At 31.2% G+C, this 12,809-nt stretch carries 11 protein-coding genes and 1 rRNA gene; 5 read left to right on the top strand and 7 right to left on the bottom strand.

Features of this window, described 5'->3' with window-relative positions; translation table 11 throughout:
• Nucleotides 1–433: 433 nt before the first annotated feature.
• A complete protein-coding gene (locus GC105_RS15875) occupies nucleotides 434–1,252 on the bottom strand; it encodes a glycerophosphodiester phosphodiesterase family protein (protein ID WP_343030065.1) in 819 nt (272 codons plus the stop codon).
• A 17-nt stretch (nucleotides 1,253–1,269) separates the two neighbouring features.
• Nucleotides 1,270–2,547 (bottom strand): MFS transporter, encoded by a 1,278-nt coding sequence (locus tag GC105_RS15870; RefSeq protein ID WP_343030064.1) that lies wholly within the window; start codon nucleotides 2,545–2,547, stop codon nucleotides 1,270–1,272.
• Nucleotides 2,548–2,771: 224 nt separating this feature from the next.
• Here GC105_RS15870 and GC105_RS15865 point away from each other — a divergent pair, with 224 nt between their 5' ends.
• Genes GC105_RS15865 through GC105_RS15845 form a run of 5 tightly spaced genes read left to right on the top strand, consistent with a single transcriptional unit; the run spans nucleotide 2,772 to nucleotide 7,371 of the window.
• Nucleotides 2,772–3,203, top strand: a complete 432-nt coding sequence (locus GC105_RS15865; protein WP_152806791.1) for a hypothetical protein — start codon at nucleotides 2,772–2,774, stop codon at nucleotides 3,201–3,203.
• A gap of 1 nt (nucleotide 3,204) precedes the next feature.
• Nucleotides 3,205–4,527: a TrkH family potassium uptake protein gene (locus tag GC105_RS15860; RefSeq protein WP_246169876.1), complete on the top strand. Its 1,323-nt coding sequence runs from the start codon at nucleotides 3,205–3,207 to the stop codon at nucleotides 4,525–4,527.
• A gap of 26 nt (nucleotides 4,528–4,553) precedes the next feature.
• The gene (locus GC105_RS15855) at nucleotides 4,554–5,216 is read left to right on the top strand and encodes a potassium channel family protein (RefSeq protein WP_152806787.1); all 663 of its coding nucleotides are present in this window, start codon (nucleotides 4,554–4,556) and stop codon (nucleotides 5,214–5,216) included.
• A 17-nt stretch (nucleotides 5,217–5,233) separates the two neighbouring features.
• Nucleotides 5,234–6,673 (top strand): sensor histidine kinase, encoded by a 1,440-nt coding sequence (locus GC105_RS15850; RefSeq protein WP_343030066.1) that lies wholly within the window; start codon nucleotides 5,234–5,236, stop codon nucleotides 6,671–6,673.
• A gap of 2 nt (nucleotides 6,674–6,675) precedes the next feature.
• Complete coding sequence (locus GC105_RS15845) at nucleotides 6,676–7,371, top strand: response regulator (RefSeq protein WP_152806783.1); 696 nt, start codon at nucleotides 6,676–6,678, stop codon at nucleotides 7,369–7,371.
• 25 nt (nucleotides 7,372–7,396) lie between these two features.
• On the opposite strand, the gene GC105_RS15840 is transcribed toward GC105_RS15845, so the two are convergent.
• From GC105_RS15840 to rrf, 5 genes are all read right to left on the bottom strand, one after another.
• Nucleotides 7,397–7,888, bottom strand: a complete 492-nt coding sequence (locus GC105_RS15840) for an HD domain-containing protein (RefSeq protein ID WP_152806781.1) — start codon at nucleotides 7,886–7,888, stop codon at nucleotides 7,397–7,399.
• A gap of 37 nt (nucleotides 7,889–7,925) precedes the next feature.
• On the bottom strand, nucleotides 7,926–8,786 hold the full coding sequence (locus tag GC105_RS15835; protein ID WP_152806779.1) for a formate/nitrite transporter family protein: 861 nt from the start codon (nucleotides 8,784–8,786) through the stop codon (nucleotides 7,926–7,928).
• Nucleotides 8,787–8,957: 171 nt separating this feature from the next.
• Nucleotides 8,958–10,835: a DNA helicase RecQ gene (gene recQ, locus GC105_RS15830; RefSeq protein WP_152806777.1), complete on the bottom strand. Its 1,878-nt coding sequence runs from the start codon at nucleotides 10,833–10,835 to the stop codon at nucleotides 8,958–8,960.
• 359 nt (nucleotides 10,836–11,194) lie between these two features.
• Nucleotides 11,195–12,367 carry an MFS transporter gene (locus GC105_RS15825; RefSeq protein ID WP_152806775.1) on the bottom strand — a complete coding sequence of 391 codons (1,173 nt, stop codon included), beginning with the start codon at nucleotides 12,365–12,367 and terminating at the stop codon, nucleotides 11,195–11,197.
• A gap of 348 nt (nucleotides 12,368–12,715) precedes the next feature.
• Nucleotides 12,716–12,809: ribosomal RNA gene (gene rrf, locus GC105_RS15820) — 5S ribosomal RNA — on the bottom strand; the annotation flags it as partial.

Raw genomic sequence — 12,809 nt, 5'->3', positions numbered from 1 at the left:
CAGTCGTTGACACTTGCTCATAGAAATCCTCTCATCTTTTCGTGCAAGCACGAAAATTGTTATGATTTCTGCGAGCCAATCTGCTGGTGCGAATATTATATCATATATTAGGTTTGTAATATTTAGTATCTACTTTATCCTACGCAGATTATCTTCAACCCCTTCGGGGTTTCAGTCGTTGACACTTGCTCATAGAAATCCTCTCATCTTTTCGTGCAAGCACGAAAATTGTTATGATTTCTGCGAGCCAATCTGCTGGTGCGAATATTATTTCATATATTGGGTTTGTAATATTTAGTATCTACTTTATCCTACGCAGATTATCTTCAACCCCTTCGGGGTTTCAGTCGTTGGCACTCTTTTCCTTTGGATAAACCATTCTTTATTTATATACCTCAAGAATCATTATTTAAACATAAATAATTTGCTCGTTCTAAATTTTGGGTTTAAATTTTTCAAATATAAATACGTCAAAACTTCTTTTACTGTCTTCTATTCCTTCTTGTGAGGTGATTGTCCATGCAAATGTAGGTACTCTATAAATTGCACGACATAAAACAAATGAAATCATTTTACAATATTTATAGTTAAAAGCTATAAAATCTGGTTTTGTGCAAAAATTCAACATAAGATTTTGTAATAACAAATAAACTATTTTTCTTTTGTTTCCCTCATCTTTTAGAAGATTAGTGGAGAGCTGTCCTCTTATAACGCTAGGTCGATTTTTCTTAAACCAAATAAGACCTAATGGATTAAAAGATTCAATGCAGTAAACTCCATTGTAATCATCTAAATATGTGGCAACAACATTACACACAAATATGTCTTTATCTTCAATCTTTAATTCTATTATTAGAGGCACTTTCCCATTAACTAAATCTAGGACTTCTTTAAGATTTGGAATTTTTTCATTAGATGAATATAACGTCAATTTTCTTAATTCATCATAAGTAAGCTCACAAACCTTCTTATCTATACCACATACTCTTCTTAAGTTATAATCATGATAGACTACTGGTATGAGATCTTTAGATAGTTGAACATCCAGTTCAATCCCATAATTATTCTCTATAGCTCGCTTAAAAGCAGTTAAAGAATTCTCAGGATTACTAGATTTTTTTTTGTGCAACCCTCTATGAGCATAGTAATACTCATAAATATGCGTCATATCATGGCGTTTGCGCATTTTTGGCATAATAGACAATAAGTATATTATAATCAAAAAACCTGTGGCTCCTAGTATTATATACACGGTATCCTCCTTCCAAATCAGTCTTCTATGTCAAAGTTTTCTAATTTGCTTTTTTTCCTAGGTGGTTTTGAGTCTCCATGTCTTACAAAAATCATTGTAAGAAGTGATAGTAATGAAAACGCTATAGCATATGGAAATAGCGTCCTATAAGACACGTTTTCTAGTAAAAAACCAGACAATATAGGTGTTACTATTTGTGCAGCCATAGAAAAAGTATAATAGTAGCCTGTATATTTCCCTACATCAGAACTACGACTCATCTCGACGACCATAGGATAAGAGTTTACATTTATAGCTGCCCATCCAATACCTGTAAAAGCAAATATAAGATTAATCCACGGAGTATACTGAGTAAAGAGGAAACCAAAAAAATATGAAATAGACATTATAATGATACCACCAATAATAGTCTTTTTCCTACCTATATTACTAGATAATATTCCAATAGGAATATAACTTAGAATAGCTGCTCCTGTTGCAACCATTAAAGCGTTTGCAAAACTACCACCTGTTAATCCCCAAACTTCTAGTGCATACCTAGAAAATGCTGTTGTAATAGCATTATAAGCTGTAAACCATAAAAATACTGAAGCCAGTATAAAAAATAAACTCTTTTGTACTTCTTTCGGCATCATTTCTATATTGTTTTTAGAACTAGGCGTCACTTTTTTGAGTTCATTATTTACTGTTTTTTCCTCTGACGACTTCTTCTCCCTAATTGTTAAGGTAAGAATTAGTACAGAAATAATCATAAAAATAGATATGTATAAAAACAACATCGTATAATCTGGTCTTGTCTCATTGGGAATAAGTACCCTTATCAAGACAAGAGTAAAGATACCACCTACTGCACCCATTAGATTGATCACTGCATTTGCTTTGCTTCTAAGAGGTTTAGGAGTTAAATCAGGCATTAATGCAACTGCAGGCGAACGATATATACCCATTGCAATAAGCGCAATCCCTAAGGGTATAAAAAATAATACAAAATTTTGTTTTTGGTCAGCGATTGGTAATATCATCATAAAAACAACTGAAATAACTGTTCCTATAACGATAAAAGGTATACGTTTTCCGAGTTTCGTATTTGTCTTATCTGATAAGTAGCCAAATAGAGGTAATAAGAAAAGGGCTAAGACATTATCAAGAGCCATAATCCCTCCTGTTATAGTTTCTCCAAGTCCAAATGTATTGTGCAATATCAACGGTATGATATTATCATAGAGTTGCCAAAATGCACTGATAGACATAAATGCCAACCCGATAAAAATCGTTTGTTTATAATTTAATTTCACGAAATCCCACCTTTATATGTTAGAAAACTTCTTTCTCCTCCTATTAGTATATATGTCTCTATTTTCATAGGATAGGGTATTAACATAATCTTAACACTAATTTACAAATCTTAACACTAACTTTATATTCAATGTCGTAAAATATTAATAAAGGGAGGTATATGTATTTGATATTTATATTAGTTCTTATCATAATCATTTTCTTACTAATTGGATATTGTCTAATGTCTAAAATTGACATGTTTATTGAAGATACTATTTACACCCCTAATAATAGTAATAAAGATAACTCTTCATTTAATGATTCCATATTAATTTATGGAGATAATAGTTTAACTGAACAAGTAATAGCATACTGTGAATCTATGAAATATGAATATAAAACTATTGATGATATTCAGTTTATTAGTATGGATTATAAATATAGTTGCTTGCTCGCCCTCTCATATAACGATGCCAATAACTTAATCACCAGCTCTGTTGCTACTAAAGTATATAGTATTATAAATGTTATTGCATTGTGCAATTACCAAAATAATATGAAAATATATAATGATTTAAATTTTATTGAAGTTATTCTACGTAAAAATGACACAAATAGTCATCTAAGCATTATAAAGGAGTCGTTGCAGAATGCTGTTAAGTACGAGGGGTAATATGTCGTACGCAAAAATAAGTGTACTTGCATTTTTCACAATAATAATGATAGGTACATTCTTATTATCACTACCTATCTCATCTAAAAGCGGTGAATTCACACCATTTATTGATGCTCTCTTTACTGCCACTTCAGCAACCTGCGTTACTGGATTAGTCGTATATGATACTTATAACCATTTTTCAGTATTTGGTCAAATTGTTATCTTAGGGCTTATCCAAATCGGAGGCTTAGGATTTATGATTATTGCAACAATGTTTCTGTTAGCTCTACGGAAAAGGATTGGTATTAAAGAGAGAGGTCTATTAAAAGATTCTGTTAACTCTATACATATTGGTGGTGTGGTACGATTAACAAAACATATAATAGTAGGCACTTTCATTTTTGAAGGAATTGCTGCAATAATTCTTGCAATTATATTTAATCGAGAAATGGAAATATCAGCTAGTATCTTTAACGGTATTTTTCACTCGATTTCTGCATTTTGTAATGCAGGTTTCGATCTAATGGGGAGATTTAATGAATATTCCTCCCTCACAAGATATAGTAATGATACAGTGATGAATATTGTGATACTAACTCTAATTACTATAGGCGGTATCGGGTTTATTGTATGGGAAGATATATATAGACATAGACATAAATTTAAGTATTATCAGTTGCATACTAAGATTGTCTTATGTACAACACTTTTTCTTATATTATGTTCATCTATATTATTTTACATGTTAGAGGCAAACAACTTGTTAGAAAATATAAGTGTCAAAGAGAAAATTTTGTCATCTCTATTCCATGCAATATCACCTAGGACAGCAGGATTTAACACGGTTGATACAACGTCACTTTCAGAAGGTTCAAAACTTTTGACAATAATTCTTATGGTAATTGGTGGAAACTCTGGTTCTACAGCTGGAGGAATTAAAACTACTACTTTTGTTGTTCTTATTCTTTCTGTAATATCTTCAGTAAGATATTCGGATGAATTAAATATCTTTGGTCGTAGATTAGAGTATAATATAATTAAAAGAGCATCCAGTGTTATTACAATTTATATATCATCAGCCCTTGTAGCTATGATATTGATTAGTTTAATTCAACCTGAATTAGTCTTAAGTGATATAATCTTCGAGGTTTTTTCAGCAATTGGAACTGTGGGACTATCAACAGGAATAACTAGTAGTTTGACCACCTTATCTAAGCTTATAATTATTATACTTATGTTTTGCGGACGAATAGGAAGTTTAGCTGTTGTTATGGCAGTAGCTCATAATAAAAAAAATACTCTTGTTAAAAGCCCAATTGAAAAAATAATTATTGGATAATTTCATTAAAGAGAGGATAATATAATATGTTAACAAAAAAGAAGTATATACTAATAATTGGAATAGGCCGATTTGGCCGATACTTAGCTAGCAAGTTTTCAGAACTCAACAATGAAGTCATGATCATCGACCATAGGGAGGATAAAATAAGCGATTTGATTTCCGTCGTAACAAGTGCTCACATTGGAGACTGTACTAATATAGAAGTTTTAAAATCACTAGGAGTCGCAAATTTTGATATTTGTTTTGTATGCATTGGTTCAAACTTTCAATCATCAATTGAAATAACCTCTCAATTGAAAGACTTAGGTGCGCCATATGTTATTGCTAAAGTCAATAGAGAGATACATGAAAAATTTCTTTTACGCAATGGTGCTGATGAAGTAATCTACCCAGAAAAAGAAAGTGCAAAGAAAACAGCTTTAAGGTTAAGTGCCAATCATGTATTTGATTACATTGAATTAACACCAGAGTACTGCATTCTTGAAATACCACCATTACACTCCTGGATTGGTAAAACCATAATAGATATTGATGTTAGAAGCAACTATAAAATTAATATATTAGCAACTAAAAATAATAATGAAATTTTTCCTCTACCTGAAGCGAATTATGTTTTTAAAAGCGAAGAACATCTTATTGTTGCAGGAAATAGAATTGACATTATACACTTTATGAAGAAATTGTAGATTGTTTTCTATAAAGTATTAACGGAGGCGATATTATTAATAATTGTCAACAACTTCACCTATACTATTTAATAAAACTAATTGTACTGATTATTTGTTCTACTTTATTATCTTTATTTTTACAAAGAGTAGGTATTGGAAAAGAAAGTATAATTATGGTGTTTTTAGTTAGTGTATTAATAACCACTGTGATTACAAAAGGTTACTTATATGGTATAACAGCATCCATAATTAGCGTTTTCATATTCAATTATTTTTTCACAATTCCAGTTCATACTTTTATCACTTATAATCCAAACGATGTAATATTAATGGTTGCTTTCTTAGGTGCTTCCCTAATATTGGGCACGATGACTAACATGTTTCAAAAACAATTACTAATAGCTAAACAGAATGAACACACAGCCAGGCTTTTATATAAGGTTACAAATAGCTTTCTAAATATTACAGGTAAAGAAAACATCATACTACAAGGCATTAATTATATTTATCAAAACACAAAATATAATAGCAAAGTATCTCTTTTAGAATTCGGTGAAATCTATATCGATAAAAAAATAGGATTTAAAACAGAAGATATGAGTATTATGGAAATAACTATCCAAGGATTAACTAAAAAATTAGGTATTATACAAGTAGCCTATTGTAAGGATAACTTCAGTTTAGAGCATGATCTTTTAATTAAAACAGTTATTACACAAATGGGTTTGTCACTTGATCGAGAATTAATTTACAATGAAAGAGAAAAAATAAGAATAGCTATGGAAAGAGAAAAAACAAGAAGTAACTTACTAAGAGCTATTTCACATGATCTTAGAACTCCTTTAACAGGTATAGTTGGAGCAAGTGGAGTTATTATTGATAATTTAGATAGTTTAGATAAACTTACCATTAACAAATTAGCTAGTAATATTAATGATGAGGCTCTTTGGCTGAATAAATTAGTAGAGAATATATTAAATATGACTCGTATTGACGATGGCAAGTTCCGAGTCAATAAAAAGTACGAGGTTATTGATGATATTGTACATGAAGCTATGGAACATGTCTCTCGCATTTCGAATAAAAGGATAATATCTGTTTCGATACCTGATGAGATTATAACAATTTTTATTGATGGAAAGCTAATTGTTCAAGTTCTAATTAATTTATTAGACAATGCTATAAATCATACCCAAGATCATTGTAGTATATATTTACGTGTACATACCCAAGGTAACACTGTTATTTTTGATATAGCAGATAATGGTGATGGTATAGATAAGAATATTGAAGATACACTATTTGAGAGCTTTGTAACATTTTCAAATAAAGTTATTGATGGTAATAGAGGAATAGGTATTGGACTTTCAATATGTAAATCTATTATTGAGGCTCATGACGGAACAATAACTGTGAGTAGAGCAACTGAAGGTGGGGCGTTATTTACTTTTACCCTACCGATTATGGAGGTATGAAAATGGAAAAGAGCATAAACATACTTATAATTGAAGACGACAAATATATATTAAATTTTATTTCTCTTTCTTTAAAAACAAAAGGATACTCATTCAGAACTGCAAGAACCGGAATTGATGGAGTTTCATTGTTTAACAATGATCGTCCAGATATTGTATTACTTGATTTAGGTTTACCGGATATTGATGGTATAGAGATTATTAGACTAATTCGTACAATTTCTGACGTGCCCATTATTGTTGTGTCAGCACGAGGACAAGAAAATGAAAAAATTTCTGCACTAGATGAAGGAGCAGATGATTATATTACAAAACCATTTCATATGGGCGAATTATTAGCTCGTATTAGAGTTATAGAACGTAAGTTAAAGAAATTAGTATATCTAGAAAATAATGAAATATTTGAACTTGACTATTTATCTATTAATTTGGAAAAGCGTTTAGTTTTTATTGATAATGTTGAAGTTCACCTTACCCCTATTGAATACAAATTATTATTACTTCTTGTACAAAATAAGGGCAAAGTGCTTACTCACAACTACATTTTAAAAGAGGTATGGGGATATGGTGAAACTGGTGATACGACATCTATACGAGTTTTTATGGCAAATCTTAGAAGAAAAATTGAGAAGGATAAAGCAAAGCCACGATTTATCTTAACGGAAGTAGGCATCGGTTATCGCTTGGCAAATGAATAATACTAGATTAAATACGTATCAACCATTATGCTAAATACAATTGTTCTAAATATAAATTTCCTGTTTTACTTTTAAATATATTATCTTGTATCTTTTTTATTGATTCTATAGATAATTTATCTTCTTCAATATTAACCAAAAAGTCTGATTCAACAAGTATCTGATAATCTATGTCATCTATATTATTATATGTATGGTGATTAGCGATTAGGAAGGATACTCTCTTTATAACCTTTCTTTCGCAACCTAATTGTTTAAGCATTTCTTCTGCGATTGCAGGTCCTTCTAATTGCTGGTACTTCGCAGAGGAAGAATTATATTTTAATTCACTAACTTTAATTCCAATATCATGTGTAACTGCAGCTATCTCTAAAGTTTCTTGTTTGATATTATCTAGTCTTTCATTTTCACCTATTGCTTTTGCGAAACTATAAACTTTTAAAAAATGATTAATTCTTTTAACATCACCTGCGTAGTATACTATCATATTACTAATTAGTTCTGATATATTCTTCATAATATCACCCGTAATAATATTGTTATTACTCCTTTTTTTATTTCTCTGATTTAATACGATCAGGATTGTTTCTTACATAAACAAACCAGTAACCAGCTGCTGCGAATATAGCTCCACCTACAATATTTCCTAAAGTAACTGGTATCATATTGTTTGTGATAAATGTACTCCAATTAAGATTATCCAATTGCTGAGTTGTTAAATTTGAAGCAATAGCCCAGTTGCTATTTGATTTGGCCATAATTCCAGCAGGTATATAGTACATATTTGCAACACTATGTTCAAAACCTGATGTGATGAATAACCAAATAGGAAAAAATATAGCAAATATCTTACCGGTCAGATCAATAGATGCATATGACATCCATATAGCCAAACATACTAACCAATTACACATTATTCCAAGGTAAAAAGCTGGAATAAAATCTAAAGATACTTTGTTAACTGCGATAATTATTGTAGTAGCACCTAAACCATAATCACCACTATTGAATAAGCCTGAGTGAACCATCATATATGCTATAAATAATGAACCAACAAAGTTTCCTAAAAACACAAACAACCAATTATTTAGCAGCTCCCTTACTTTAATTTGTTTCTCTAAGACTCCTGCCATAATGAGTGAATTTCCTGTGAATAGTTCACCTCCTGCTACTACTACTAACATTAAACCTGTTCCAAATATCGTTCCTGCTAATGTTCTACCTAATCCAAATGTTTCTGGTCTGGCTAAAAGGTTAAAGGCTGCCATGTTTGACCCGCCTGCAGCAAAAGCAATAAAAACTCCAGCTAAAATTGCTAGTATAAATTGATTTATTCTTTTTGTTTTGACTTTACTTACGCCTGTTTCAATAGCAACTCTTGAAATTTCTGCTGGTTTTAAATAATTTCTATTCATATTTTCAACTCCTAACACTTACTTTATTAATGCCAAATACTCAATCTTTTATTCAATAATTCACATAAATTACTGCAGATATTAAAGTACTCGGCTAATCACTTTTTATATATAAAAAAACATATCCTTATGCGCACAAGTGATTCAATAAAGTGATTTTTGTTTCTATATTCACGTATTTACGTATTTACGTATTAAGTCTAAAAACGTATCTCCATAATGTTTCATTTTCACTTCTCCAACACCTGAAACATTTAAGAACTCTGCCTCTGTTGTTGGTTTTAATTTGCACATAGATCGGAGTGTAGCATCATTAAACACTATATACGCCGGTACTTTCTGTTTACTCGCTATTTGTGATCTAAGTGACCGCAAAGATTCAAACAGATCTTCTTCTGTTTCGGTAATTACATAATTTACAGTATTAGCCTTGCTTTTATTTGATTTTATATTACGAACTGTTTTTCCTTTTTGTATTTCTTCAGCTAAAGGGGTCTCTTCTATCAGTATTTTCATAGACAGTACTTCTTGATTTTTCATAGCATCTAACGCTTTTTTTGTTATACCAACTGTTGGATAAACAGTATTAGTAAGAAACAAGTATTCATTAATTACTAAAAAGTTAACTATCTCCCGAATCTTATGTTCTAATATTCCTTTACATGAATTATATGTCTCTAATTCATCAAGATTTAGACGTAATATCTTTTGACCTTTGCTACCACGTAAAGTATCAATAATAACTTTAACACCGTATCTACCATTAGTTTCAGTTACACATGAAATAATTTTACGTGCTATTTCCGTAATATCTTTTTCTTCAAAATTTTGTATGCAATTTGAACAGTTATCACAGTAGTCATTAGCATGATCACCAAAATATTTTAAAATATAATGCCTCAGACAATCATTAGTATGACAGTAATACGTCATAAGTTTTAACCTTTCACGTTCTTTCTCCTTTACTAGTCTATTAGTATTCTCATCTATTTCTTCATTTTGATTACTATTATCAATAAAAAATTGATTAGTTATAACATCTTGTCCATTATAAAGTAAAATACACTCTGCTTCTTCCCCATCTCTACCTGCTCTGCCTGCTTCTTGATAGTAACTTTCTATATTTTTGGGCATATTGTAGTGAATTACAAAAGATACATTCGATTTATCAATTCCCATGCCAAATGCATTAGTCGCAACCATAATAGGTTTAACATCAAAAACAAAATCCTCTTGATTTTGTTTTCGCTCTATATCTGAAAGACCTGCATGATACCTAGTGACTAAGAATCCTTCTTGCGTTAATTTGCGACATACTTCTTCAACATTTTTTCTCGTAGCACAGTATATAATGCCACTTTGTTTTGAATGTTCTACTAAATAATTAAGCACTTCACCATATTTATCCTTAGGTTTTCTTACCTCGAAAGATAAGTTTTTTCTATCAAATCCAGTTGTAACGATCGTTGGTTTTCTCAATTGTAATATATCAATAATATCATCTCGTACTTCCTTTGTTGCAGTAGCAGTAAAAGAACTGATAATTGGTCTATAAGGTAGTGCCTCAATAAACTTCTTAATTTTCATATAACTTGGTCTAAAATCTTGTCCCCATTGTGATACACAATGTGCCTCATCTACACTAACCATAGATATATTTGATTTAGATGTAAATAAAAGAAATTCTTCTGTTGTTAACCGCTCTGGAGCTACATATATTATTTTATACTTTCCTTCTCCAGCGTATTTTAGTGCTAACCTATATTGATTCAGTGATAGGGAACTATTTAAAAAAGCTGCTGGAATACCAGCTTGAATGAGTGAATTCACCTGATCTTTCATTAAAGAGATGAGTGGTGAAATAACAAGTGTAATTCCGTTCATCATCATAGCGGGTATCTGAAAACATATTGATTTACCCGCACCTGTGGGCATAATACCAATAGTATCTTTTCCTGCTAGTATACTATCTATTAATTCTTCTTGACCGTTTCTAAAGTAGTCATATCCAAAATATTGTTTAAGCAATGCATATTTATCTACACTCATTTATACTCTCCGATTCTCTAATAGCATTTCTATTATTCAACGCAGATTTCACCTCAGCAGCCTCCCTGTGACCGTCGTTGGCACTTGCTCATAGAATTTATTTCATTTTCTCGTGCAAGCACGTAAAATGAATTAAATTCTGCGAGCCAATCTGCTGTTTCGAATATTATATCATATATTGGGGTGATTGTACGTAGAGCTTGCTTTATCCTATGCAGATTGCTTCCACCGCATTGCGGTCTAAGTCGTTGGTAATTGCGCGGTCTTATATAAGTTTTCTAAATAATTGTTAAAAGCCTTACCAAATTACTGGTAAGGCTTTTAACATAGTTTACTTTTATACTATGTATTCTATTTGATTATTGTTGTATTACTTCTTTTGCACTTATCTGTAATTGTTTAATTAATACAATAACTGCTATTATCGAAAAACAAACCATTGAAAATGCGAATGGAAATTTAATATTTTCAACTTGTCCGAATAATGATGCTAAACCTGCAAACATATACGCTGATAAGAATCCACCAACATTCATAGCTCCCATAATCATCCCAGATGCTATTGGTACTAAAGTTGGGTTGACTTTCATGCCTATTGACATCATCATAGTAGGAAGTATCATACTAAATCCTATACCTGCTAATGTAGCTGCAATAAACATAAAAGCTAATGTTGTGCCAAATGTCATAAACGCCATAGATGCTGCCATTAAGATCAGTCCTACAGATATTACACTTTGTTTAAAAAACCCGAATAATTTTGCAAAAACCACCCCTGCAAGCATACCACCTACAGTAAACATTGTTAGAACAACCGCTGAAGAAGCTGCATCACCCATACCGTATGCTTGAATTACAGAAGACATATTTACTAATATTGGATAGTTCAATGCCATAAGTAAAAGTAATGATATAGAATATAAATAAACTATACTTGGAATTTTGGGAGCAACCTCACCTGACTGGCGATTAGGAGCTTTTTCTGGTTCTGGAAGAAATAATACGAGTACAAGGGTTATAACTCCTAATCCATGAACTAAGAATGCATATCCCCACAAAACAGAAGCAGCTACGCCCCCAAGTAATTGAAATAAAATTCCACCGACATTAGCTACAACACCACTCAATCCCATTACTTTTGCTCTTTCTTCTCCTTCGAAAAAAGAAATTATTATTGCTGCACCAAGTGGCGTTACAATACCTAATCCAATACCAAATACTACTCTCAATGCTAAGATAATACCAAAATTACTTTGAGCGAAAAACGGTGCAATACCACCGACTATAAATAAAATCATACCACCTATTAACAGAGTTTTATATTTCACTACACTACCTGCAATTCTACCCGATATAACTGTGGCAGGTACTGATACTATAACTGATAGTGTTGAAACTAATAAAAGCGTTGTAAAAGGAATTTGAGGAAATGCTCCTCCAATACTAGCAATTGCTGGTGTTATCGTACCTATGCCCATTTGAACAAAGAATACAGATAAAATTGCAATTTTTAAAAGAATATTTTTTTTCATAGTAACACCTCTTTCTAAATTTTGTTACTTTGTTGTCACCATATTAAAATCAATGACTACATAGAATTGTATCTTTATAATATCTACAATTGCATATATTATAAAATTATAGGTAAACTATTAAATTATTAAGTGTACTTAATTATAGCGAATTAGCTATATTAAGTCAAGTTAAAATTGTATTCTCGTTAAATTTACACATTTGATTAACCAAGTACCTTTACTTGTAATTGACCTTATTCTTAGTCAATTTTAGTAACTTACTTATTACATTGGAACCATACAAGAGTTGTACTCAAAACAATAAAAAAGATACTTCTAAATAAATAGAAGTATCTCTTTTAAAAAAATCCGCAACGACCTACTCTCCCAGGGCGTCGCCACCCAAGTACCATCGGCGCTGGAGGACTTTACTGCTGTGTTCGGTATGGGAACAGGTGTA

The sequence above is a fragment of the Alkalibaculum sporogenes genome (assembly GCF_009362815.1).
Classification (GTDB): domain Bacteria; phylum Bacillota; class Clostridia; order Eubacteriales; family Alkalibacteraceae; genus Alkalibaculum_A; species Alkalibaculum_A sporogenes.
Note: the sequence above shows the minus strand (reverse complement) of the source record. Positions and strands in the feature narration are given on the sequence as shown.